The 23,732-nt window shown below is 59.7% G+C and carries 19 protein-coding genes and 1 tRNA gene; 3 read left to right on the top strand and 17 right to left on the bottom strand.

The annotated features are described in order from the left end of the window. Positions 1-9: 9 nt before the first annotated feature. The 9 genes from K5E37_RS13790 to rpsU form a co-directional block, all read right to left on the bottom strand. Positions 10-804 carry a carbon-nitrogen hydrolase family protein gene (locus K5E37_RS13790; protein ID WP_221534122.1) on the bottom strand — a complete coding sequence of 265 codons (795 nt, stop codon included), beginning with the start codon at positions 802-804 and terminating at the stop codon, positions 10-12. A gap of 12 nt (positions 805-816) precedes the next feature. Continuing rightward, the gene (locus K5E37_RS13795) at positions 817-2,499 is read right to left on the bottom strand and encodes an NAD(P)/FAD-dependent oxidoreductase (protein WP_221534123.1); all 1,683 of its coding nucleotides are present in this window, start codon (positions 2,497-2,499) and stop codon (positions 817-819) included. 146 nt (positions 2,500-2,645) lie between these two features. Continuing rightward, positions 2,646-3,107 carry an Lrp/AsnC family transcriptional regulator gene (locus tag K5E37_RS13800; protein WP_007959884.1) on the bottom strand — a complete coding sequence of 154 codons (462 nt, stop codon included), beginning with the start codon at positions 3,105-3,107 and terminating at the stop codon, positions 2,646-2,648. Positions 3,108-3,408: 301 nt separating this feature from the next. Beyond that, entirely contained in the window at positions 3,409-4,179 is a 771-nt protein-coding gene (locus K5E37_RS13805) for a PBECR2 nuclease fold domain-containing protein (RefSeq protein ID WP_258712436.1), read from the bottom strand. Between the two features lie 3 nt (positions 4,180-4,182). Further along, a tRNA-Ile gene (locus K5E37_RS13810) sits at positions 4,183-4,259 on the bottom strand. 15 nt (positions 4,260-4,274) lie between these two features. Then, a complete protein-coding gene (locus K5E37_RS13815) occupies positions 4,275-8,021 on the bottom strand; it encodes a bifunctional diguanylate cyclase/phosphodiesterase (RefSeq protein ID WP_007959886.1) in 3,747 nt (1,248 codons plus the stop codon). A 126-nt stretch (positions 8,022-8,147) separates the two neighbouring features. Further along, entirely contained in the window at positions 8,148-9,995 is a 1,848-nt protein-coding gene (gene rpoD / locus K5E37_RS13820) for an RNA polymerase sigma factor RpoD (protein ID WP_007959889.1), read from the bottom strand. 67 nt (positions 9,996-10,062) lie between these two features. Then, positions 10,063-12,030: a DNA primase gene (dnaG, locus tag K5E37_RS13825; RefSeq protein ID WP_221534126.1), complete on the bottom strand. Its 1,968-nt coding sequence runs from the start codon at positions 12,028-12,030 to the stop codon at positions 10,063-10,065. A 480-nt stretch (positions 12,031-12,510) separates the two neighbouring features. Continuing rightward, positions 12,511-12,726, bottom strand: a complete 216-nt coding sequence (gene rpsU, locus K5E37_RS13830) for a 30S ribosomal protein S21 (RefSeq protein WP_002551877.1) — start codon at positions 12,724-12,726, stop codon at positions 12,511-12,513. Positions 12,727-12,925: 199 nt separating this feature from the next. On the opposite strand from rpsU, the gene tsaD reads away from it, so the two are divergent. Then, entirely contained in the window at positions 12,926-13,951 is a 1,026-nt protein-coding gene (gene tsaD / locus K5E37_RS13835) for a tRNA (adenosine(37)-N6)-threonylcarbamoyltransferase complex transferase subunit TsaD (protein ID WP_039768071.1), read from the top strand. Between the two features lie 23 nt (positions 13,952-13,974). On the opposite strand, the gene plsY is transcribed toward tsaD, so the two are convergent. Further along, positions 13,975-14,544: a glycerol-3-phosphate 1-O-acyltransferase PlsY gene (plsY, locus tag K5E37_RS13840; protein WP_127800228.1), complete on the bottom strand. Its 570-nt coding sequence runs from the start codon at positions 14,542-14,544 to the stop codon at positions 13,975-13,977. 74 nt (positions 14,545-14,618) lie between these two features. Here plsY and folB point away from each other — a divergent pair, with 74 nt between their 5' ends. Further along, positions 14,619-14,975 carry a dihydroneopterin aldolase gene (folB, locus tag K5E37_RS13845; protein WP_011336216.1) on the top strand — a complete coding sequence of 119 codons (357 nt, stop codon included), beginning with the start codon at positions 14,619-14,621 and terminating at the stop codon, positions 14,973-14,975. After that, positions 14,966-15,484, top strand: a complete 519-nt coding sequence (gene folK / locus K5E37_RS13850) for a 2-amino-4-hydroxy-6-hydroxymethyldihydropteridine diphosphokinase (RefSeq protein WP_007959899.1) — start codon at positions 14,966-14,968, stop codon at positions 15,482-15,484. The genes folB and folK overlap by 10 nt, the downstream gene beginning before the upstream one ends. 39 nt (positions 15,485-15,523) lie before the next feature. Here folK and K5E37_RS13855 read toward each other — a convergent pair whose 3' ends face one another. The 7 genes from K5E37_RS13855 to apaG all read right to left on the bottom strand — a co-directional run bounded on the left by K5E37_RS13855 (position 15,524) and on the right by apaG (position 23,706). Next, a complete protein-coding gene (locus tag K5E37_RS13855) occupies positions 15,524-16,753 on the bottom strand; it encodes a multifunctional CCA addition/repair protein (protein WP_221534128.1) in 1,230 nt (409 codons plus the stop codon). 63 nt (positions 16,754-16,816) lie between these two features. Beyond that, a complete protein-coding gene (locus tag K5E37_RS13860; protein WP_007959904.1) occupies positions 16,817-18,388 on the bottom strand; it encodes a SpoVR family protein in 1,572 nt (523 codons plus the stop codon). Continuing rightward, complete coding sequence (locus K5E37_RS13865) at positions 18,385-19,656, bottom strand: YeaH/YhbH family protein (RefSeq protein WP_007959907.1); 1,272 nt, start codon at positions 19,654-19,656, stop codon at positions 18,385-18,387. The genes K5E37_RS13860 and K5E37_RS13865 overlap by 4 nt, the downstream gene beginning before the upstream one ends. A gap of 205 nt (positions 19,657-19,861) precedes the next feature. Next, a complete protein-coding gene (locus K5E37_RS13870; RefSeq protein WP_007959909.1) occupies positions 19,862-21,784 on the bottom strand; it encodes a PrkA family serine protein kinase in 1,923 nt (640 codons plus the stop codon). 297 nt (positions 21,785-22,081) lie between these two features. Beyond that, a complete protein-coding gene (gene glpE, locus K5E37_RS13875; RefSeq protein ID WP_007959911.1) occupies positions 22,082-22,411 on the bottom strand; it encodes a thiosulfate sulfurtransferase GlpE in 330 nt (109 codons plus the stop codon). Positions 22,412-22,444: 33 nt separating this feature from the next. Next, the gene (locus K5E37_RS13880; protein WP_007959914.1) at positions 22,445-23,326 is read right to left on the bottom strand and encodes a symmetrical bis(5'-nucleosyl)-tetraphosphatase; all 882 of its coding nucleotides are present in this window, start codon (positions 23,324-23,326) and stop codon (positions 22,445-22,447) included. Next, complete coding sequence (gene apaG, locus K5E37_RS13885; RefSeq protein WP_064380341.1) at positions 23,326-23,706, bottom strand: Co2+/Mg2+ efflux protein ApaG; 381 nt, start codon at positions 23,704-23,706, stop codon at positions 23,326-23,328. Before apaG ends, K5E37_RS13880 begins: the two co-directional genes overlap by 1 nt. Positions 23,707-23,732 lie beyond the last annotated feature (26 nt).

Below are 23,732 nucleotides of genomic sequence, written 5' to 3' on the forward strand. Positions count from 1 at the left end.
GCTAGCGGATTAGCGCTTGTTGAGCGCGTCGTAAAGTTCCGGGCGGCGGTCGTTGAAGTAGCGGTTGGCGCTGCGCGAGTCGACCATCAACTGGCGATCCAGCTCACCGACGATCAGGGCTTCGTCCAGTCCGGCCTGGGCGATGCGGCTGCCATCTGGCGCGGCGATGCTGCTTTGCCCGCAGTAATGAATATCGCCTTCGTGGTCGCAGTAGTTGGCGTAAGCCACGTAGCACTGGTTTTCGAAGGCGCGGGAGCGCACGGAAACATCGGCAATGAAATCGAAGGGAATCATGTTCGCCGTCGGCACCAGAATCAGCTCGGCACCTTCAAGGGCCAGGCGCCGCGCGTTTTCCGGAAACTCCAGGTCGTAGCAGATCAGGAAACCAAGCTTCCAGCCGTTGAGCTCGACGATGGGAAACTCGCCATCACCGGGGCTGAACATCGAACGGTCCAGATCGCCGAACAGATGCGTCTTGCGGTAATTGCACAGGCGCTCGCCGTTCGAGTCGATCAACTGCACGGCGTTGTAGATCTGTCCTTCGGCGGTGCGCTCAGGGTAACCGTAGAGAATTGCCAGACCGGCAGCCTTGGCGATCCGTCCGACTTGCTGAGCCCACTCACCGTTGTAGACCTCGGCCAATGTCGCGACCGCCTCCTTGCCGATGTTGTAGCCGGTCAGGAACATCTCCGGCACCACCAGCAGGTCGGCGCCTTTGGCCTCCATCGCCAGTTGATGCAGGCGCTGAAGGTTGGCGGCGGGTTCCAGTGGCAACGGTGGACATTGGTAAAGGGCTACACGCATCGGGGATTCCTCTTACTCGGGCAGGGCGATCGGGCCGATGTCGTTGAACACATCACCCGGGCCGGGGTTCTCTGTATGAGTGGACCCGCCGAAGTGCTTCATGATTCCCCACACTGCGTTGAGCGAGGTCTGCACCGCGCCTTCAACCCACGCTGGCGTCCACGAAACGTCGTCGCCGGCGATGAAAATCCCGCGCTGCTCCGGCGGCATGTCGTCCTGCATGAAGTGCGCGTACATGCGCTGGTTGTAGCGATAGTGGCCGGGCAGGGCGCCCTTGAACGCGCCGAGGAAGTGCGGGTCGGCTTCCCACGACACGGTGATCGGATCACCAATGATCCGCGCGGCGATATCGACCTTCGGGTAGATCTTCTTCAAGGCGTCCAGCGCGAGTTTCACGCGTTTTTCCACCGGGTGCGGGAGCATCTTCAGCGCATCGCTCATCCACGAGTACGACAGGCAGATCACGCCCGGCTTGTCGTCGCCGTTGTCGAACAGATAGGTGCCACGGGTCAGGCGATCGGTGAGGGTCATGCTCATCAGGTCGCGGCCGGTTTCAGGGTCCTTGTCCTTCCAGAACGGGCGGTCGACCATCACGAAGGTCTTCGACGATTGCATGTAGCGAGTGCGGTCCAGCGCCATCCACATCTTTTGCGAGAACAGAGTTTCATCGCATTCGATCTGGGTGGTCAGCAGCCAGCTCTGGCAGGTGGTCAGTACGGCGGCGTATTCGCGGGTGTCGCCGTTGTTGTCGGTGACCGCGAAACGTCCGTCAGGCGCGTGGGCAATTTTCTTCACCCCGGAACGTGGCGCGCCGTGGTGCAGCGACTTCAGGCTGGTGCCTTGCGGCCAGTGTACGCAGCGTTCCGGCGCATGACGCCAGATGCCTTGCGGCACTTGTTCCACGCCGCCGACCACCAGGTGCTGGTGATCGTCGCAGTTGGTCATCACTACGCGGAAGATTTCCAGCATCGAGTTGGGGAAGTCCGAGTCCCAGCCACCGGTGCCGAAACCGACCTGGCCGAACACTTCGCGGTGATGGAACGACAATTTGGCGAAGGCTTTCGAGGTGGCGACAAAGTCGTAGAAGGTGCGGTCGTCCCACAGCGGAACCAGAGTGTTCCACAGCTCCTTGAGGCGTGGCACGTCACGGTCGCGAATCGCTTGCTGGATATCGGAGAACTGCGAACCGGCCTCCAGAGCGTCGGCCCAGGCGTCAGCCACTTCCTGGAACAGTGCAGGAAGATCCTTCAGGCTCTGTGCGTAATGGGTTTTGCCTTCCAGGTCGATCACGGTGCTGCCGGAGGCCGGCGTCAGCGGGTTGGGGAAGGGCTTGGTCTCCAGACCGAGTTTGTCGACGTAGTGATAGAACGCAGTGGAGGACACCGGGAAGCGCATGCCGCCTAGCTCGGCGACGATGCCGTCAGTGCCGTTGAACGCCTGGGAACGCAAACGGCCGCCGAGCTTCGAGGCTTCATAAACGACGGGTTTCAAGCCGAGTTTCATCAACTCATAAGCCGCCACCAGACCGGCGATACCGGCCCCGACGATCGCCACTTCGGCCCCGTGATTGTGCTCCGGAATGCTGCCCAGACCGGCCGGGTGTTCGATCCAGTCGTCAAAGGCGAAAGGAAAGTCCGGGCCGAAGATGGTGACTGGTTTCTTACCGTCTGCAGGATGGCGATTGTTCTTGTTCATGGCTGACCTTGCTGGCGACCCGACGCTGGATGCGCGTCTGAGTATAGGAAAAGATGCCAGCCATTCTAGGGAGCGTAGAACACGTTAATAAGACGCAATGTGTCGTCGTTTTGAGTGTAGGTGCTGCAATCTGACGATCTTGTTGGTCAGACTGGATGCCCGCGATCGATCTTGCTGCTGAGGATGATCGACGTCGTGGTCTTCTCTACACCGTCTACGCTGCCGATCTGATCCAGAAGCTGATCCAGCTGCTCCGGTGAATCGGTCCGTAACCACGCCACGTAATCAAATTCGCCACTCACCGCGCACAATTGCTGTACCTGAGCCATTGCGCTCAAGCGGCGCAACACCTCTTTGCCGGAGCGTGGCTGCACCTTGATCCCGACGTAAGCCTGCAATCCGCCGTCCACCACACGTTGGCCCAGACGCACACCATAGCCAGTAATGACTTTGGCCTTTTCGAGCCGCGCCAGTCGCGAAGTCACGGTCGTGCGGGCGATCCCCAATTGCCGGGCCAGCATCGCCACGCTCTCGCGGGCGTTGATTTGCAGGGCAGCGATCAGCTGACGGTCGATTTCATCGAGCACGGGTGGGCGGATGTCGGGCAAGGGCAGGCTCCAGCGGTACGGATCAATGGGGTCGCATGTTACAGGCTCGCCACGCGAGGCGCTTGTGAGCGCTGATTGAGCGGCGGGGGATCAGGCAGCCGCCGGATCGGGGGATTTTACTGAAACAAAAGAACAGACAAATGATTTGACTTGCCTGCTGCCTTTATCAAAAATGGCCTCAAGAGCGCGAAATCTGCTGCCTTGCAGGGCTTCAGCAGACGTAGGTACCTCAGCGATGCTGCAACATCGGTGTAAGGTGAGACCTCTTCATCCCATTTCCTGAGGATGCCAATATCAGGATTCAAATATTCAAGGGGAGCCAGCAGGCTCCCCTTTTTGTTTGTCCTGAAGAACGTATCTCTTGTAGAGAAGTTCGCCCTGGCGGTGCTTGTTCATCGCTCTTGCCGGGGGCATGCATGAAGTTCCACAGGACGTGTCCGTGCCTGACATCTACCACGACGAGCATGTCATTTTTTGCCTCGTAGGCGTTGATGAAGGCCATGCGGTATCCGCCGTTGTCGTACAGCACTCTCCATATTTCAAACGGTCCCGTCAGCGTATCAATCGCATGCCGAACGTAGCGCTCTCGTGAGTCAGCGCGTTTTTCGACGATGTGGGCAAGTTTGTCCCTCATGACCGCAACGTTTCCGATCGGGGTGAGGATGGTGACTGCGAGCAACGCCTCATCGATGAATCCGAAGTGAGCCAGGAGAATTCTGAGGGCTCCTTGCGCATCGTCTGCCCTTTTCACTTCATCAATTGCGGCTGAGCGAAGCTCCCTGGCCAGCGTACGCAGGTCGGGCAAAGCTAAGTCGATCCATGTTTGTTGGCCACTGGATTCTTTTATCAGTGGCGCAGCATTCACGAGCATGAAAGTAATCCCTGGCGAACAGCGGCGCCCGGAGATTACTCGTTCGAAGAAAAGGCCAACAAGGCCGAAAACGGAGTGAAAACACAGCTTGGGAAATAACCTACAGACCTTGCGGTAGTCTTCCGAACGTTGCGCTTGTGAAGAACGTAAAACACCAAACGACAGGCGAAAAAAAGCCGCGCGAGTGCGCGGCTTTTTCATGTTTGGTGGGCCCACACGGACTTGAACCGTGGACCAAAGGATTATGAGTCCTCTGCTCTAACCAACTGAGCTATAGGCCCTCAGTAGGCCGCGGATTATAGCGACGGTTTCTCGGCTGTGCTATCCGAAAAATCTGATACGGCTATGCGAAGAAACGTCGCGGCAAATTCCTCGGGTGGGAGCGGCAGGCTGACGATGTAGCCCTGGATCTGTTCGCAGCCCTCAGCGGCGAGGAATTGTTGCTGGGCCTGGGTTTCCACGCCTTCGGCGATCACGGTGAATTGCATGCTGCGGCCCAGGGCAATGATGGCGCGCACGATTGCCGCGTCGTGCGGGTCATCGGGCAGGCCACGGACGAAAGACTGGTCGATCTTGAGAATGTCCAGCGGCAGGCGCTTGAGGTAACTCAGCGAGGAATAACCGGTGCCGAAGTCGTCGATGGCCAGTTGCACGCCCAGGTGTTTGAGCTGGTGCAGCACCGCCAGCGCTTCTTCGGCCTGGCTCATGATGAAGTTTTCGGTAATTTCCAGTTGCAGTAATTCCGGCCGCAGGCGGTTGTCCTTGAGCAGTTGCTCGATGCGTCCCAGCAGGTTCGGCTGGCGTAGTTGCGCGCCGGCGAGGTTGACCGACAGCGGGCCGAGGGACTCGTAGATCTGGCCCCACTCGAACATCTGCCGGCAGGCGGTCTCCAGCACCCAGTCGCCGATTTGCAGAATCATCCCGTTCTCTTCCGCCAGCGGGATGAAGTGCTCCGGCGGCACATCGCCGAAGTTCGGGTGGCGCCAGCGGATCAAGGCTTCGGCGCCGACCAGGCTGTGATCGTCGAGGCTGATTTTCGGTTGGTAATAGAGGTACAGCTCCTCGCGCTCGATGGCCCGGCGAAGTTCGTGCTCCAGCGCCACACGCTCGCTGGCCTGGGCGGTGAGATCGCGGGTGTAGCTTTCGACCCGGTTGCGGCCCTTGGCCTTGGAGCGGTACATCGCCGCGTCTGCGTTCTTGATCAGGGTCGCGACATCGCAGCCGTCGCGCGGGTAAAGGCTGGTGCCGATGCTGGCGCTGATGAAGAACTCATGCTCGCCAGCCTGGAATGGCGCGCCAAAGCAGTTCAGCAGTTTGGTGGCGATGTTGTCGGCATCGCCGGGTTGCTGCAGGCCGGGCAGCAGAATGATGAATTCGTCGCCACCCAGCCGCGCGACGGTGTCGATATCGCGTAATTGCTCCTTGAGGCGCACGGCGATGCCCTTGAGCAGCAAATCGCCGACCGGGTGACCGAGGCTGTCGTTGATGTGCTTGAAACGATCGAGGTCGAGGAACAGCACCGCGCCCTGGCCGCCGTTTTCCTGCTGACTGTTGAGTGCCATCAACAGGCGGCTTTCGAACAGCGTGCGGTTTGGCAGGCCGGTGAGCGGGTCGTGATGCGCCTGGTAGTCGAGTTTGGCCTGGGCGTGCTTGAGGCTGGAGATATCGGCGAACACCGCAACGAAGTGGGTGATGAACTTGTCGCGGTTGCGCACGGCGCTGATGGTCAGCCAGCTCGGGTACAGCTCGCCATTCTTGCGCCGGTTGGAGATTTCGCCCTGCCAGTGACCTTCGTCGGTCAATTGATGCCACATCGCCGCGTAAAACGCGCTGTCGTGCAGCCCGGAGGCCAGCAGGCGAGGGGTGTGACCCAGCGCTTCGCTTTCGCTGTAACCGGTGATTTCGGTGAAAGCCCGGTTCACGGCGCTGATGTGTTGCTGGGTGTCGGTGATCAGCACACCTTCGGCAGTGCTCTCGAACACGGTTGCAGCCTGTTGCAGCTTTTCCTGCATCAGGTGGCGTTCGGTGATGTCCCGGGCGATGGTCAGCATGCAGTCTTCGTCGCCGATCGGCAGTGGACGGCTGGACACCTCGCAGAGCCGGATCTGCCCGTCGCTGCGACGGATGTGGCAGCTGAAGTCGCGAACGAACCCGTCGCGGTGCAGCAGGTCGAGCATTTGCTTGCGTTCGTTGAGGTTGACCCAGATGCCCAGGTCCAGCGCCGAGCGATCCACCGACATGGCGCTGTTGAAACCGGTGATGCGACTGAAACCTTCGTTGACCTCCAGCAGCAAGCCATCGCTCTGGCGCGACAGCAGCAGACCGTCCGGCGAGGCGTGGAAGGCCTTGGCGAACTTCTCTTCGGAGGTTTGCAGTTGCTGTTGGGTTTCCTTGAGCTGGGTAATGTCGCGCACCACCACGACCAGTGCGGGCGTGGTGTCGAGCTCGAAGGGTTCGGCGGATATCAGCCCGGTAAACACCTGGCCATTGTTGCGGCGAAAGGGCATCTCCAGGTTGCGAATGCTGCCGGCTTGCAGCCGCTGAAGCAGGCCTGGGCCAACTCCGGGAATGCCCCAGATGTTGAGTTCGGTGGCAGTCTGGCCGATAACTTCTTCGGCTTTGAGCCCGATCTGTTCCTCAAAGGCTTCGTTCACCTCCAACAGGCAGCCGTCGGAGAGCCGGGCGATGACCAGGATGTCCGGGCATTGCTGGAATACCGAAGCGAATTTCTGTTCCGACAGGCGCAATGCCTCTTCGGTGCGCTTGGTTTCGCTGATGTCGATCATCAGGCCGCGCATCACCGGTTCGTGGCCATGTTCGATCAGGCTGACGATGTCACGCACCCACAAGCAACGGCCGTCAGCGGTGATTACGCGGTAATCGAGGCTGTGATCGCGCCCGGCCAGCACCTCGTGATCGCAAAAACTCTGGGCACGGGTCAGATCTGCCGGGTGAATGATGTTGCGCCAGAAGCCCGGAATCAGCCAATGGGACAGGGGATAACCGAGCAGATCTTCGGCGTGGGGCGACACATAGCTGTAGGTGAAATCGCTGATCCGCGCTTCCCAGGCGATGGCCGAAAGACTCTCCACCAGTCCGCGATAATGGTATTCGCTGCTGCGCAGCTCCTGTTCGAGGTCGATGCGCCGGGCGATTTCCGAACTCAGGCGCCGGTTGATGCGGATCACCACTGCCAGGACGATGACCAGGAGCGAGAGGCCCGGTAAACCGTAAATCAGCAGATCCGACCAGAATGTCCGGTGATCGAGAACGTTGCCGACCCAATGCTCCTGAATGCTGCTGATTTCTTCCGGGGACATGTCAGCCAACACCTTGTCCAGAATCCCCACCAGCATTTTGTTGTCCCGGGGGACGCCCATCGCCAGTTGGTAGCGGTAAGGGGTCTCGCCGCTGACGTATAAGCCGTCGAGCTTGAGCTGACGCAGGCTCCAGACACTGGAGGCCAGATCGCCGACCACCGCGTCGACTTCATCGGTGGCCAGGGCCTGCAACGCGGAGCTGACGTTGGGCATTGCCACCAGGTTCAGGTCAGGATGATGGGTGCGCAGCAGTTCATGGGGCGCGTAGTTTTCGACAACGGCGATTTTCAGGCCGTAAAGATCCTCGAGCTTGCGCGGTTGTGGGCCGCCGACGTGGGCGAGGATGACGATCGGAAAGTCGAGATAAGGGCGGGTGAACGACAAATAACTCTGGCGCTCCGGGGTGGACATGATGCCCGGAAGCAGGTCCAGCGTGCCGTTTTTCGCCTGTTCGAGCACGACGGTCCAGCTCACCGGCTCGATGGGGGTGAGTTTGATCGCCAGGCGTTGGCGAATCACATCGATATAGTCCGCTGCCAGGCCCTGATAGCGGTTCTGGTCGTCGCGGAACTCGAAGGGCGGCCACGACGCATCCACACCCAGGCGCAAGTCCGGGTGAGCCGCCAGCCAGCTACGTTCTTCATCGGTCAGAGTCAGCGCGTCAGCCGTTGCGGTCCAGATCATCAGTGACAGCAAAAAAAGCACGGACGCTAGTCTGGGCATAACGGTCTCGTTATGGCTCGGGGGAATGTTTCGAGTGTAGACGGGCTGTGCGCGGGGGGAGGGTGGAGCGGGGTATTTAATCTGCCCTATAAACAAAACCCCCGGCCTGGGCCGGGGGTTCTGGTATCACTCGTCGAGGAAGGAGCGCAGATGCTCGCTTCGCGTCGGGTGGCGCAGCTTGCGCAGCGCCTTGGCTTCGATCTGACGGATCCGCTCACGGGTCACGTCAAACTGTTTGCCGACTTCTTCGAGCGTATGGTCGGTGTTCATGTCGATACCGAAACGCATGCGCAGTACCTTGGCTTCACGGGCAGTAAGGCCGGACAGCACTTCGCGGGTCGCTTCTTTCAGGCTCTCAACAGTGGCGACATCGATTGGCGACTGCATGGTCGAGTCTTCGATGAAGTCACCCAGATGGGAGTCTTCGTCATCACCGATCGGGGTTTCCATGGAGATCGGCTCTTTGGCGATCTTCAATACCTTGCGGATCTTGTCCTCAGGCATTTCCATGCGTTCACCCAGCTCTTCCGGGGTCGGTTCGCGACCCATTTCCTGCAGCATCTGGCGGGAAATACGGTTGAGCTTGTTGATCGTCTCGATCATGTGCACCGGAATACGGATGGTGCGGGCCTGGTCGGCGATCGAGCGAGTGATCGCCTGACGGATCCACCAGGTGGCATAAGTCGAGAACTTGTAACCACGACGGTATTCGAACTTGTCCACCGCTTTCATCAGACCGATGTTGCCTTCCTGGATCAGATCGAGGAATTGCAGGCCGCGGTTGGTGTACTTCTTGGCGATGGAGATCACCAGACGCAAGTTCGCTTCAACCATCTCTTTCTTCGCGCGGCGGGCTTTCGCCTCACCGATCGACATGCGACGGTTGATGTCCTTGATCTCGGCGATGGTCAGGCCGGTCTCGGTTTCCAGCGCGGTCAGCTTCTGCTGGCAACGGATGATGTCCGGTTGCACGCGGGCAATGGCTTCGGCGTACTTGCTCTTGCCTTTGGCCAGGGCGTCGGACCAGCTTTCGTCGACTTCGTTGCCAGGGAACTGACGCAGGAAGTCAGCGCGTGGCATACGTGCATCACGTACGCACAGTTGCATGATCGCGCGCTCTTGCTGACGCAGACGATCCAGGGCACTGCGAACACGCTCGACCAGGGCTTCGAATTGCTTCGGCACCAGTTTGATCGGCATGAACAGCTCGGCCAGGGCCAACAGTTCGGCAATCGCCGCCTTGTTGTTGCGACCGTGCTTTTTCAGGGCCTTGCGGGTGATTTCCATCTGATCGGCCACGGCGCCGAAGCGCTGTGCGGCAATGACCGGATCCGGACCGCTTTCGGCTTCTTCTTCGTCATCGGAAGCTTCGGCGTCATCGTCCTCGGAATCGTCGTCCGCTTTCGCGGCTTTCGCGTCGATCGGTGGCGGGACTTCGGCGGCAGGCGGCGTGATGCCGTCGTCCGGGTCGATGTAACCGCTCAGAACGTCGGACAGGCGACCACCTTCGGTGGTGACGCGAGTGTACTCGGAGAGAATATGGTCAACCGTGCCAGGGAAGTGCGCGATGGCGCTCATCACTTCACGGATGCCTTCTTCGATACGCTTGGCGATTTCGATTTCGCCTTCACGAGTCAGAAGCTCGACCGTACCCATTTCACGCATGTACATGCGCACCGGGTCAGTGGTGCGACCGATATCGGTCTCCACCGCCGCCAACGCAGCGGCTGCTTCTTCCGCAGCGGCCTCGTCGGTATCGGCGTCGGCCAGCATAAGGGCGTCCGCATCCGGAGCACTCTCGTGTACGGGGATCCCCATGTCGTTAATCATGCGGATGATGTCTTCCACCTGCTCCGGATCTGAAATATCCTCGGGCAGGTGGTCGTTGACCTCGGCGTAAGTCAGATACTTCTGCTCACGACCCAGTTTGATCAACTCAATAATACGAGACTGCTGTTGCGCTTTTCCGGACATAACACCCTATCCACTGAAGGTCTTGGCGGGCAAAAAACAAGCCGAGGATTATACCTGAGCTATGACCTCACGCGCCAGTTGAGGTCGGGTTTGATGCGGAAACATTGCGACTTAAAAGGTCGCGCAGTTGATTTTTCTCATCGGTGCTCAGTTCGCTTTGACGCGCTTTCCTGAGCAGTTGCTCCAGGTTTCGCTCGCGTTGGCGGGCTGACAAGCTAGTAATGGTGTCGAAAAACTGTTGTTCAAGGTTGTCTCCGTCAATCAGCCATTCCTTTTCCGCCAGCGCCTTGAGCAGGCGACCCTGTTCGGTTCCGTGCCATCGCGCGATCAACTGAAATGAGTTTAGCTTGGGATTCTTCTGTACGGCTTCGAGCAGTGCCACCAGCAGCTGTGCGTTGGTCTGGTTCTCGTCCGCGAAGTGCCCGGCGTCCTCGACTTTTTCCGCCAGTTGCGGGTGATGCAGCAAGGTTCTCAGGGCGGCCAGGGTCGGTGGTTCGACGGCGGCCGGCACGCGTGGGGCACGGGGCTGGTCGCGATCACCGCCACGCTTGCCATTCTTGTCCCACGGTTTCTTGTCCCATTTCTTGCCGCCGGCGCCGGATTTCTTCGGCGTCCATTCCTGCTGCGGTACATACATGTCCTGTGCCTGCGGCTGATGGTAGTCGCTGTAGTCCGGCATGGCGTCGTAATCGATGCCCGGGTCGTAGGCCGGCGGTGCTTCCTGCGGAGCGCTCTGGGCCAGCTGGCTGACGCTTTCGCTGCTCAGGCCGGTGATCTCGGACAGGCGCTGGCGCATCAGGATGCGCAGGTTGGCGCCGGGAACCTTGTCGATCAGTGGTGCTGCGAGGGTGGCCATGTGGGCCTTGCCCTCGAGAGAGCGCGGGTCGGCTTCTTCGGTCAGTTGCTGGAAGAAGTAGTCCGCAAGCGGCTGGGCATGCTGATTGATCCGGGCGCGGAAGGCGTCAGTGCCCTCGGCGCGAATCAACGTATCCGGGTCTTCGCCTTCGGGCAGAAACAGGAAGCGTGCACGGCGACCGTCCTGCAGGCAGGGCAGTGTGGCTTCCAGTGCGCGCCAGGCGGCATTGCGGCCAGCCTGGTCGCCGTCAAAGCAAAACAGTACGTTCGGCACGACGCGAAACAGGCGCTTGAGGTGTTCTTCGCTGGTCGCGGTGCCCAGTGTCGCGACGGCATTGCGCAGGCCTTGCTGGGCGAGGGCGATGACGTCCATATAGCCCTCGACGACGATGATTTCGTCGAGGTTGCGATTGTTCTTGCGGGCTTCGTACAGGCCGTAGAGTTCCTGGCCTTTATGGAAGACCGGGGTTTCCGGCGAGTTCAGGTACTTTGGCTTGTCGTCGCCGAGCACTCGGCCACCGAATGCGATGATTCGTCCACGGGTGTCGCGAATCGGGAACATCACGCGATCGCGGAAGCGGTCATAGCGTTTGCCGGTTTCGGCGTTCTCGATCAGCAGGCCGGCGTCGATCATGGCTTTCTGCTGCAAGGTGTCGCTGCTCAAGTGTTTGAACAGGTTGTCCCAGCCCGGCGGTGCGAATCCGAGACCGAAGTCCCGGGCGATTTCGCCGGTCAGGCCGCGACCCTTGAGGTAATCCACTGCTGCCTTGCGTGCCGGATGGCTCTTGAGCGCCTGCCGGTAAAAGTCGGCAGCGGCGGTGAGCAGCGGGTACAGCGGTGAATCGGTCGGCTGGCGCGGTTTGTTCGAGCGGCCGCCTTCTTCACGCGGCACTTCCATACCGGCGGCTTTGGCCAGATCTTCGACAGCCTGGGGGAAGTCCAGGTTGTCGTGATCCATGAGAAAGCCGAGAGCGTTGCCGCCGGCGCCGCAGCCGAAGCAGTAATAGAACTGCTTGTCGGGGCTGACGCTGAACGACGGGGTTTTCTCTTTATGGAACGGGCAGCAGGCGGTGTAGTTCTTGCCGGCCTTCTTCAATTGCACGCGCGAGCTGACCACATCGACGATGTCGGTGCGGTTCAGAAGGTCGTCAATGAAGCTCTGGGGAATCAGCCCGGCCATGGCGTTCTCGTCTGCGCTGTAATGGATCCGATGCGAAAGGCAGCCGGACGCGGGTCATTGAGTGATGCGCGCACGTGAGGCGGCTCGACCGGTGTCGTTTGCGTAATCGCTGTCGGGAAGTGTATCTGCCGAAAATCCACTGACGTTAGTACTCATCAGTTTTCGACTATTCGAAAATGTTGCGCTGAATCCGCTGACGGCCTGTAATCGGCCTCGGATAGCTCATGAAGCGGGCACGCAAGCAGGTGCCTTGGGCTGATCGTCGTAAGAGGAATCAGTGGGTGTGCTCGTCAGTAGCCTTGAAAGGCTCGTCAGAAAAGACGTGCACCGCTGGCAAAAGAGCCAGGCCTGACGCGGTGAAGCGGGTTTGTCTCGGTCGCATCTGCGGCTTCGACGGTGAAGCATCAAGCGTTTTACGCAAATGCCATTAGCCCGGCTGAGGGCCGGGCTTGGCAGAAGCTTGCTACGATCGTCTGTGTATTAGTACAGACGAACGGCGCGGCGCTGTTCGCGCTGAACTTTCTTGGCGTGACGCTTAACAGCAGCAGCTGCCTTGCGCTTACGCTCAGAAGTTGGCTTCTCGTAAAATTCGCGGCTACGAACTTCAGCCAGTACACCGGCTTTTTCGCAGGAGCGCTTGAAACGACGCAGAGCTACGTCGAAGGGTTCGTTCTCTTTAACTTTGACGGCTGGCATCCAGAGCTACCTTCATTCATTACCGGGGTCAACATCCTCGCGGCAAAAGAGCACTTGAAGACGTCGGTTTTTAAGGGTTGCGGATGTTAACCCCTCATCGCTCGGAATGCAAAGCCTCTGATCGAAAACCGCTGGTCGGGGCATCACGCGGCGACTATTATGCGCGCCTTCGAATTCAGCCTAAACAAGGCGCAAACCCATGCTAGTACTGGGATTAGAAACTTCCTGCGACGAAACCGGCGTCGCTTTGTACGACAGCGAACGCGGCCTGCTGGCCGACGCGCTGTTCAGTCAGATCGACCTGCACCGCGTCTATGGCGGCGTGGTACCGGAGCTGGCCTCGCGCGACCACGTCAAGCGCATGCTGCCCCTGATCCGTCAGGTGTTGGCCGAGGCCGACTGCGTACCGACCGAGATCGACGCCATCGCCTACACTGCGGGTCCCGGCCTGGTCGGCGCGCTGTTGGTGGGGGCTTCCTGCGCCCAGGCGCTGGCGTTTGCCTGGGGCATTCCGGCCCTTGGCGTGCACCACATGGAAGGCCACTTGCTGGCGCCGATGCTGGAGCCAAAACCGCCGGAATTCCCGTTCGTCGCTTTGTTGGTCTCCGGTGGTCATACGCAGCTGGTTCAGGTCGATGGCATCGGCCAATACAGCCTGCTCGGCGAGACGCTGGACGATGCGGCGGGCGAAGCTTTCGACAAGACTGCAAAAATGATGGGCCTGAATTATCCGGGCGGGCCGGAAATCGCCAAGCTGGCAGAGAAGGGCGTCGCAGGACGTTTCACCTTCCCGCGTCCGATGTGTGATCGCCCGGGCCTGGATTTCAGCTTCAGCGGCCTGAAGACCTTCGCCCTCAATACCTGGCAGCAATGCGTCAGCGCCGGGGACGACAGTGAGCAAGCCCGTTGCGACATCGCGCTGGCGTTCCAGCAGGCCGTGGTGGAGACTTTGACCATCAAGTGCAAGCGTGCCCTCAAGCAGGCCGGCATGAAGCGTCTGGTGATCGCCGGCGGCGTCAGTGCCAACAAGGCGCTGCGTGTTTCGCTGGAGAAGATGCTCGGCGACATGAAAGGCGATGTGTTCTATGCCCGTCCCGAGTTTTGCACCGATAACGGCGCGATGATTGCGTTTGCCGGCTGCCAGCGTTTGCAGGCTGGTCAGCAGGAAAGTCTGGCGATCAGCGTGCAGGCGCGCTGGCCGATGGAGCAGTTGTCGGCGCTGTGATGAGCGGCGCTCACGTGCGGTATTTAAAAATGCCGTTCGCGCCCGGCGAACAGGTCGCGTAGATTGCCCCGGTGGCGCCAGACGATCAGCAGTGTCAGCGTGCTCATCGGTAACAGCGCCGCCGGTTCCTGCCAGGCCAGCAACGGCAGGGTCAGCGGAGTGGCGATCAACGCCGCCAGCGAGCTGGTGCGGGTCAGGTAGAACGTCAGCAGCCAGGCGCACACGGCCAGCAGCGCGGCGGGTGGATACAGGCCCAGCAGCATGCCGGCCGCCGTGGCAACGCCCTTGCCACCGCGAAAGCGGAAGTACAACGGGAACAGGTGACCGATCACGGCGCAGACGCCGATCCACGCCTGATCCTGCAGCGAAATGCCCATTGCCGAAGCGATCAGCACCGGCAGCAGGCCTTTGCACAGATCACCCAGCAGGGTCAGGATCGCGAGTTTGCGTCCGGCCAGGCGCAGCATGTTGGTGGCGCCGGCATTACCCGAGCCACTCATTCGCGGATCCGGATTTCCGGTCAGGCGGCTGAGCAAAATGGCGAAGGACAGAGAGCCGAGCAGGTAGGCGAGGATCGCCAGTAACCAAAACATGCTAACTATTCCGGGCGAGGACGCCCTGATTCTAACGGCGCATTGCGCCCTTGTCGTGCAGCGGAGAAAAGTGCTTGGACAGAGTGTTTATCGAGGGCCTGGAAGTCGACACCGTGATCGGTGCCTACGACTGGGAGCGCGGCATCCGACAGTGCCTGCGTCTTGATTTGAGCTTCGCCTGGGACAATCGCCCGGCCGCCGCCGGTGACGACCTGACCCTGGCGCTCGATTACGCCAGTGTGTCCACACGGATCCAGGCCTTTGCCGAGCAATCCCAGTATCAACTGGTCGAGACCTTCGCCGAGCGTCTGGTTGAAGTGCTGATGAATGAATTCAAGATCACCTGGGTGCGCCTGAAGCTGACCAAGCCAGGTGCCGTACCGGCCGCCAAGGGTGGTGTGGGTGTGGAGATCGAGCGCGGATGCCGCTGACCCAGGTCTATCTCGGGCTCGGTAGCAATATCGAGCGCGAAACCCATTTGCAGGCCGGTCTGGATGCCTTGTCCACGTTTCTGGTGGATATCCGCTGTTCGCCTGTGTTCGAAAGCCAGCCGGTGGGAATCAAGAGCGGGCCGTTCTTCAACTTCGTGGTGTCGGCGTTCACCGATCTGCCGTTGATTGAGCTGGATCGCCGCTTGAAGTTCATTGAAGCGGACAACGGTCGTTATGCGCCGGATCGCAAGGGCTTGCCGCTGGATATTGACGTGTTGCTGTACGGCGATCTGGCGGGTAACTTCGACGGGCTGATCCTGCCTCGTGCGGAAATCCTGAAAAATGCCTTTGTGCTGTGGCCGCTGTCTTTGATTGCACCGGATCGGGTACATCCCGGTGTAGGAAAAAGCTTTGCCACGTTGTGGGCCGAAGCGCAGATCGATCAGGTGCTGGCACCGGTCGGATTTGAGTGGCGCGGTACTCAGCTCACGCCTTCAGATCTGTCTTGAACAGTTTGATCCGCCCTATCGAGGGCGGATCAGGTGTTTTCAGGACGCCGCCGACTCCTTGTAAACCTTCAACGCCTTGAGCCGTTCGCGCTTGAGTGCCTCGCCCAGTTCCGGGCCTTTGAATCCCTTTTCCAGCAACGGCTGCACCGCCACGCCGCGTGCCACATTGGCCGCCCCGCGCAGGTAATCCGCCTGTGGATAACTGCGTTGCTCGAGCCCTTTGCGGCCTCGGGCGTCCATCTCACACGCGACGATGAATTCTTCGAAACGCTGCGGACGACGGTAAACGTCAAAGCTTTGCAGCAACTCCAGCAAGGTCGAAGCCTTCAGCTCCAGAGCGCGATGTCCGTGGGTGTGATATTGGCCGACCAGCAAGGCCAGCTCCTGACAGTCCTTCGGTGCCTTGAAGCGCTCGTTGACCGCTTTGATCAGCTTCAGGCCTTTGTGCTCATGGGCGATGTGCCTTGGCCATTCCTCCTTTGGAGTCAGGCCTTTGCCGAGGTCGTGCAGCAGGCAGGCCCAGCGCACGGTCAGCGGTTGATTGTGCAGGGCTGACTGCTCAAGCACGCTCAGGGTGTGAATGCCGCTGTCGATTTCCGGGTGATGGGCTTCCGGTTGCGGCACGCCGAACAAGGCATCGACCTCTGGCATCAGCACCTTCAAGGCGCCGCAATCGCGCAGTACTTGAATGAACACTTGGGGCTGATCTTCCATCAGTGCGCGGGAAATCTCCTTCCAGCTACGTTCGGCCGTAAGGGCTTCCAGTTCACCCGATTCGCAGAGCTGACGCATCAGCTCCAGAGTTTCGGGCGCCACCTTGAAACCAAGCTCTGCGTAGCGGGCGGCAAAGCGCGCAACACGCAGAACCCTGAGCGGATCTTCGGCAAACGCGGGGGAAACGTGGCGTAGAATCCGCTCTTCGAGATCGCGCTGGCCGTGGTAGGGATCGGTCAGATTTTGCTGATCGTCTTCGGCCATGGCGTTGATCGTGAGGTCACGGCGGATCAGGTCTTCTTCAAGCGTGACCTCGGGGCTGGCGTGAAAGGTGAAACCGCCATAACCGCGACCGCTCTTGCGCTCGGTGCGGGCGAGGGCGTATTCCTCGCCGCTTTTCGGGTGAAGAAACACCGGGAAATCCGCGCCGACCGGGCGAAATCCCTTGGCGAGCATTTCTTCTGTGGTTGCGCCGACCACCACCCAATCGATATCGGTGACCGGTTTGCCCAGCAGGCGATCACGTACTGCACCGCCGACCTTGTAAATCTGCATAAAAAACCTCCGTTGGCCCGACAGGATAACCCTTGCGCCGGACTTTCGGAGGCCTGAACGGGATCAAAGATGAATGACGGCCAGGTCGAGTCGACCGTAATCCCCCTCACTGTGTTCGCTGCGGGGTGGAACATGATGGGTCTTCATGATCTGGTCGCCCTGCAGGGTTTCCAGGTGAATGTCGAAACCCCACAGCCGATGCAGGTGTTTCAGAACCTCCTCGGTGGAATCGCCCAGCGGTTTGCGGTCGTGCTGCTGGTGGCGCAGGGTCAGTGAGCGATCGCCGCGGCGGTCGATGCTGTAAATCTGCACGTTCGGTTCGCGATTGCCGAGGTTGTATTGCGCTGCGAGCGTTTCGCGAATGATCCGGTAGCCGCCCTCGTCATGGATCGCGGGCACCAGCAGATCGTCTTTCTGATCGTCATCGAGAATGCTGAACAGCTTAAGGTCGCGGATCACCTTGGGTGACAGGTACTGCAGGATGAAACTCTCATCCTTGAAGCTGCTCATGGCGAACTTGATGGTCGACAGCCAGTCGCTGCCGGCGATTTCCGGGAACCAGCGGCGGTCTTCTTCCGTGGGCTCTTCGCACATGCGGCGGATGTCGCGATACATCGCAAAACCCAGCGCGTACGGGTTGATGCCGTTGTAATAAGGGCTGTCGAACCCCGGCTGGAACACCACGCTGGTGTGGGACGTCAGGAACTCCATCATGAAGCCGTCCGTCACCAGGCCTTCGTCGTACAGGTCGTTCATCAGCGTGTAGTGCCAGAACGTCGCCCAGCCTTCGTTCATCACCTGGGTCTGGCGCTGTGGATAGAAATACTGGGCGATCTTGCGCACGATCCGCACGATCTCGCGTTGCCAGGGTTCCAGCAGCGGGGCGTGTTTCTCGATGAAATACAGGATGTTTTCCTGTGGTTCAGCCGGGAAGCGCGCGTTGTCCTTGTCGCTGTACTTGTCCGCGCCTTTGGGAATGGTGCGCCACAGATCGTTGATCTGTTTCTGCAGGTGTTCTTCGCGATCCTTCTGCCGGCGCCGCTCTTCCTCGGCGGAAATCGGATACGGACGTTTGTAACGGTCGACACCGTAGTTCATCAGGGCGTGGCAGGAATCGAGCAGATCCTCCACGGCATCAATCCCGTGGCGCTCCTCGCACTGCATGATGTACTGCTTGGCGAACACCAGGTAATCGATGATCGAACTGGCGTCGGTCCAGGTGCGGAACAGATAGTTGCCCTTGAAGAAGCTGTTGTGGCCGTAGCAGGCATGCGCGACCACCAGTGCCTGCATGCAGATGGTGTTTTCCTCCATCAGGTACGCGATGCACGGGTCCGAGTTGATCACGATCTCGTACGCCAGCCCCATCTGCCCGCGGCTGTAGGATTTCTCGGTGCTGAGGAAGTGCTTGCCGTAGGACCAATGGTGATAGCCCAGCGGCATGCCGACCGAAGCGTAGGCGTCCATCATCTGTTCGGCGGTAATCACTTCGATCTGGTTGGGGTAGGTGTCCAGGGCGTAGCCGGCCGCGATACGGGCGATTTCGCGGTCGTACGTCTGGATCAGCTCGAATGTCCATTCCGAGCCGGTGGAAATGGGTTGGCGCTTCTGCTCTTTGGCGGTCTTGGCAGTCATGTCACTAACCTGCGCTGGAAGAGTTCACGGAAGACCGGATAGATATCCCCGGCCGAGACCAGTTGTTGCTGGGCAAAAGTGTCGGAAAAGGCTTCGGCGATGCGCTCGTACTCGTACCACAAGGCCTGATGTTCGCGCGGGGTGATCTCCACGTAAGTGTAGTACTGCACAAAAGGCATGATCTGGTTGATCAGGATGTCGCGGCAGATCGGCGAGTCGTCGTTCCAGTTGTCGCCGTCGGAAGCCTGGGCGGCGTAGATGTTCCATTCATTGCTCGGGTAGCGCTCGGCCATGATCTCCTGCATCAGTTTCAGGGCGCTGGAAACGATGGTGCCGCCGGTCTCGCGGGAATAGAAAAACTCCTCTTCGTCCACTTCGCGGGCGCTGGTGTGGTGGCGGATGAACACCACGTCGATCTTGTCGTAGTTGCGCTTGAGGAACAGGTACAACAGGATGAAGAAGCGCTTGGCGATGTCCTTGGTCGCCTGGGTCATGGAGCCGGAAACGTCCATCAGGCAGAACATCACGGCTTTCGAGCTGGGGTTCGGTTGCTTGATCAGCAGGTTGTACTTGAGGTCGAAAGTATCGAGGAACGGCACCCGATGGATGCGCGCACTGAGCTTCTCGATTTCCGCTTCGAGATCCTGAATGTCGCCGAAGTTGTCGGGTTCTTCGCGTTTGAGTCGCGCCAGTTCCTCTTTGACCTCGCGCAGTTTGGCGCGGCTGCTGCCCGATAGCGCAATACGCCGAGCGTGGGCCGAGCGCAGGGTGCGGATGATGTTGATCCGCGACGGGTTGCCCTCGTTGCTGATTCCCGCACGCACAGTCTTGAAGGTGTCGGTGCCGGTCAGGTTGCGCTTGACCAGGTTGGGCAGTTCGAGATCCTCGAACATGAATTCGAGGAATTCTTCCTGGGTGATCTGGAAGACGAACTCGTCCATGCCTTCGCCGGAGTTGCCGGCCTTGCCCGGCCCACGGCCTCCGCCACCTCCCGGCGGACGGGCGATGTGTTCGCCTGCGGTGAATTCCTTGTTGCCGGGGTGAACCACGGTCTGCTTGCCGCCGCGACCATGGTGAAGCACCGGTTCGTCGATATCGCGACCGGGAATGCTGATCTGCTCGCCGTGCTCCATATCAGTAATGGAACGCCGGCTGACCGCCTCTTCGACAGCCTTCTTGATGTGGTCACGGTAACGCCGCAGGAAGCGCTGACGGTTCACCGTGCTCTTGTTCTTGCCATTGAGACGTCGGTCGATCACATAGCTCATGACTGCTCCTTAGAAGCTGTCCTGCAAAGGGGCGAGCGGTCATGCAGCATTGAACCGAATGCCAAGGGACGTACACGCTCCCCCAAGCGCTTTGGGTGCTGCTTGAACCTCGCTACCGCCTTTCGAACACCTTCCAGAGGCCTGTGTAGCAGAAATTGCGCGCACAGGCCTCGGGCTGACGACAACCGGTCTGACCGGCCGCGGTTTACTGTGATTTTCTGACCCGCAGATACCACTCGGAGAGCAGTCGTACCTGTTTGTCGGTGTAGCCGCGTTCGACCATTCGTGTAACGAAGTCGTTGTGTTTCTGTTGATCCTCTTTGCTGGCCTTGGCGTTGAAGCTGATGACTGGCAGCAGGTCTTCGGTGTTCGAGAACATTTTCTTCTCGATGACCACACGCAGTTTTTCGTAGCTGAGCCAGGTCGGGTTCTTGCCGTTGTTGTTGGCCCGGGCGCGCAACACGAAGTTGACGATTTCGTTGCGGAAATCCTTCGGATTGCTGATGCCGGCCGGTTTCTCGATTTTTTCCAGCTCCTCGTTGAGGGCAACGCGGTTGAGGATCTCGCCGGTTTCCGGATCGCGGTATTCCTGATCCTGAATCCAGAAGTCCGCATACAGCACGTAGCGGTCGAAGATGTTCTGGCCGTACTCGCTGTAAGACTCGAGGTAGGCGGTCTGGATCTCCTTGCCGATGAATTCGATATAACGCGGTGCCAGGTACTCTTTCAGGTAACGCAGATAGCGCTCGCGGGTCTCGGCCTGGAACTGTTCCTGTTCGATCTGCTGTTCCAGCACGTAAAGCAGGTGTACCGGGTTGGCAGCGATTTCATGCGGATCAAAGTTGAAGACCTTGGACAGGATCTTGAACGCGAACCGGGTCGACAGACCGTTCATGCCTTCGTCGACGCCCGCCGCATCGCGGTATTCCTGGATCGACTTGGCCTTCGGATCGGTGTCCTTGAGGTTTTCGCCGTCATACACCCGCATCTTGGAGTAGATGTTGGAGTTTTCCGGCTCCTTCAGGCGTGACAGCACGGTGAACTGCGCCAGCATCTTCAGGGTGTCGGGCGCGCAATGCGCTTTGGCCAGGGAGCTGTTGAACAGCAGTTTGTCGTAGATTTTCACCTCGTCACTCACACGCAGGCAGTACGGCACCTTGACGATGTAGATCCGGTCGATGAAGGCTTCGTTGTTTTTGTTGTTGCGGAAGGTGTGCCACTCCGATTCGTTGGAGTGGGCCAGCAGGATCCCGGTGAACGGAATCGCGCCGAGACCTTCGGTACTGTTGTAGTTGCCTTCCTGAGTGGCGGTCAGCAACGGGTGGAGCACCTTGATCGGTGCCTTGAACATTTCTACGAATTCCATCAAGCCCTGGTTGGCCCGGCACAGCGCACCGGAGTAGCTGTAGGCGTCTGCGTCGTTCTGCGGGAATTCTTCGAGTTTGCGGATATCGACCTTGCCCACCAGCGCGGAGATGTCCTGGTTGTTTTCGTCACCCGGTTCGGTCTTGGCCACGGCGATCTGGTTGAGGATCGACGGGTACAGCTTGACCACGCGGAACTGGCTGATGTCGCCGCCGAATTCGGCCAGGCGCTTGGTGGCCCATGGCGACATGATGGTATTCAGGTAGCGCCGTGGAATGCCGAAGTCCTCCTCGAGGATCGCGCCATCTTCGGTGGCGTTGAACAGACCCAGAGGCGATTCGAATACCGGTGAGCCCTTGATCGCGTAGAAGGGCACTTTTTCGATGAGCTGTTTCAGCTTCTCGGCCAGGGACGACTTGCCGCCGCCGACAGGGCCGAGCAGATAGAGGATCTGTTTCTTCTCTTCCAGGCCCTGAGCGGCATGGCGGAAATACGACACGATCTGGTCGATGCATTCTTCCATCCCGTGGAAGTCTTCAAAGGCCGGATAGCGGCGGATCACCTTGTTGGAAAAGATGCGCGACAGTCTCGAGTTGGTCGAGGTGTCGAGCAGTTCCGGTTCGCCGATGGCCAGCAATAGACGCTCGGCGGCGGAAACGTAGGCACTGCGATCCTTTTTGCACAGTTCCAGGTACTCCTGCAGGGAGAATTCTTCCTGGCGTGTGGACTCGAAGCGTTGTTGGAAGTGGCTAAAGATACTCATGACGTCACCTCGCTCGATACGTGGAGCCGACGCCGGATCACTCAGTCGATGCTGGCAAGCAGCTGCGATGGCAGCTGTTGTTTACCCCCCAGAACACTTTCGCGATCGACAATCGCGAAAGTCACTCCCGATGACCCGTGCGCCGGTGTACCGGCTCTCCCCTGTTTTGGATGGCCTGGGCTTAAGGATAGTTGGGAATTCGGGAGGTAAAGGCGAGATACGTAATTAGTTGTGGCAGACCGTTCGTCTGCCACCGCGCGAGCCCACGGGAGCCGGGGCTTGCACGTTACAAAAAAATTATTCGGAGGTGCCTTGCGCGGTTTCCGAAGGAAAAGTCGTACGCCACAGTTCGAAGCCGCCGTCCATGCTGTAGACGTCGGAGAAGCCCTGGCTCACGAGATACGCGGCGGCACCCTGGCTCGAATTGCCGTGGTAGCAGACCACGACGGTCGGGGCATCGAGGTCGGCGCCCTGGATGAAAGCATGCAGGGAATGATTATCCAGATGCTTCGAGCCGCTGATGTGCAGTGCGGCAAATGTTGCCGGGTCACGGACGTCGACGACCACAGCACCTTGCTCGCGCAGGGCCTGGGCTTGTTCCGGGGGGATACGTTTGAATTCGCTCATGGCGGGCTCCTGTGGCTCGGCTGAAAACGCAGTCTAGCGCGGGGCGCTGACGGGAGAAGATTCGGTGATCAGTGGTGCGACGCTGGGCAGGACGGCCCCGTGTTCGTCGCATTTGCATGACAGGCGTTCGCCGCTGTCGACATTCATCAGGGTCAGGCTGCCGCCCCAGACGCAACCGGTGTCGAGGGCGCAGATGCCGGGTTCCTGGACGTTGCCTTCCAGCGCCGCCCAGTGACCGAAAATGATCCGCAGGCCACGGGTCTTGCGTTCCTTGTGCTGGAACCAGGGCTTGTAGCCCGGCGGCGCGGTGTCGAGGCCTTCCTTGCTCTTGAGGTCGAGCTTGCCTTCGGCGGTGCAGAAACGCATGCGGGTGAAGTAATTGGTGATGACTCGCAGGCGTGTCACGCCTTTGAGGTCGCTGTCCCATTTCGCCGGCTCGTTACCGTACATGCCGTCGAGAAAGGGTGGAAGCAGGTTGTCGTCACGCAGCGCGGTCTCGACTTCTTCAGCGTACTTGAGCGCCTTGCGCAGCGACCATTGCGGCGGGATGCCCGCATGCACCATGGCCACTTCGCGTTGTTCGTCGTAGTGCATGAGTTTCTGCTGACGCAGCCATTCCATCAGTTCGGCGCAGTCCGGCGCTTCAAGGATTTCACGCAGCGTGTCGGACTTCTTCATGCGCTCGATGTTCTTCGCCGCAGCCAGCAGGTGCAGGTCGTGGTTGCCGAGGACGCAGACCAGCGAGTCGCGCATGCCATAAAGGAAGCGCAGGGTTTCCAGCGACTGCGGGCCCCGATTGACCAGATCGCCCACCAGCCACAGGCGATCCAGAGCCGGGTCGAACGCGACCTGCTTGAGCAGGCACTTGAGTGGTTCGAGGCAGCCTTGCAGGTCGCCGACGGCATACGTCGCCATCAGTGCAGGGCTCCGGGAACGGCGAGGCGGAAGGGCTTGATGATCGCATCGAAATGCTTGCCGTCGTCGGCGACCATTTCGTAGGTGCCTTGCATGGTGCCGACCTTGGTAGTCATCACCGTGCCGCTGCTGTAGGTGTGGCTTTTGCCGGCACCGATCAACGGTTGCTGGCCAACCACGCCGGCGCCGCGCACTTCTTCGACATGCCCGTCGCCATCGGTGATCACCCAGTGGCGCGACATCAGGCGAGCCGGTTGCTCGCCATTGTTCTGCACGGTGATGGTGTAGGCGAAGGCAAAGCGCTCGTGCTCGGGTTGCGATTGGTCTGCCAGATAGTGGGTAACGACACTGACATCGACCTGGTAGCGAGGATCGGACATGCAAAAGGCCTTAAAAACGAAGCGGG

This window comes from Pseudomonas sp. RIT778 (assembly GCF_019718735.1).
Lineage (GTDB): Bacteria > Pseudomonadota > Gammaproteobacteria > Pseudomonadales > Pseudomonadaceae > Aquipseudomonas > Aquipseudomonas aphyarum.

Bases quoted from the DNA above. Each gene is read 5' to 3' on its own strand.
- K5E37_RS13790 (WP_221534122.1), bottom strand. From the start codon at position 804: ATGCGTGTAGCCCTTTACCAATGTCCACCGTTGCCACTGGAACCCGCC.
- K5E37_RS13795 (WP_221534123.1), bottom strand. From the start codon at position 2,499: ATGAACAAGAACAATCGCCATCCTGCAGACGGTAAGAAACCAGTCACC.
- K5E37_RS13805 (WP_258712436.1), bottom strand. From the start codon at position 4,179: ATGAAAAAGCCGCGCACTCGCGCGGCTTTTTTTCGCCTGTCGTTTGGT.
- K5E37_RS13815 (WP_007959886.1), bottom strand. From the start codon at position 8,021: ATGCCCAGACTAGCGTCCGTGCTTTTTTTGCTGTCACTGATGATCTGG.
- rpoD (WP_007959889.1), bottom strand. From the start codon at position 9,995: ATGTCCGGAAAAGCGCAACAGCAGTCTCGTATTATTGAGTTGATCAAA.
- dnaG (WP_221534126.1), bottom strand. From the start codon at position 12,030: ATGGCCGGGCTGATTCCCCAGAGCTTCATTGACGACCTTCTGAACCGC.
- rpsU (WP_002551877.1), bottom strand. From the start codon at position 12,726: ATGCCAGCCGTCAAAGTTAAAGAGAACGAACCCTTCGACGTAGCTCTG.
- tsaD (WP_039768071.1), top strand. From the start codon at position 12,926: ATGCTAGTACTGGGATTAGAAACTTCCTGCGACGAAACCGGCGTCGCT.
- plsY (WP_127800228.1), bottom strand. From the start codon at position 14,544: ATGTTTTGGTTACTGGCGATCCTCGCCTACCTGCTCGGCTCTCTGTCC.
- folK (WP_007959899.1), top strand. From the start codon at position 14,966: ATGCCGCTGACCCAGGTCTATCTCGGGCTCGGTAGCAATATCGAGCGC.
- K5E37_RS13855 (WP_221534128.1), bottom strand. From the start codon at position 16,753: ATGCAGATTTACAAGGTCGGCGGTGCAGTACGTGATCGCCTGCTGGGC.
- K5E37_RS13860 (WP_007959904.1), bottom strand. From the start codon at position 18,388: ATGACTGCCAAGACCGCCAAAGAGCAGAAGCGCCAACCCATTTCCACC.
- K5E37_RS13865 (WP_007959907.1), bottom strand. From the start codon at position 19,656: ATGAGCTATGTGATCGACCGACGTCTCAATGGCAAGAACAAGAGCACG.
- K5E37_RS13870 (WP_007959909.1), bottom strand. From the start codon at position 21,784: ATGAGTATCTTTAGCCACTTCCAACAACGCTTCGAGTCCACACGCCAG.
- glpE (WP_007959911.1), bottom strand. From the start codon at position 22,411: ATGAGCGAATTCAAACGTATCCCCCCGGAACAAGCCCAGGCCCTGCGC.
- K5E37_RS13880 (WP_007959914.1), bottom strand. From the start codon at position 23,326: ATGGCGACGTATGCCGTCGGCGACCTGCAAGGCTGCCTCGAACCACTC.
- apaG (WP_064380341.1), bottom strand. From the start codon at position 23,706: ATGTCCGATCCTCGCTACCAGGTCGATGTCAGTGTCGTTACCCACTAT.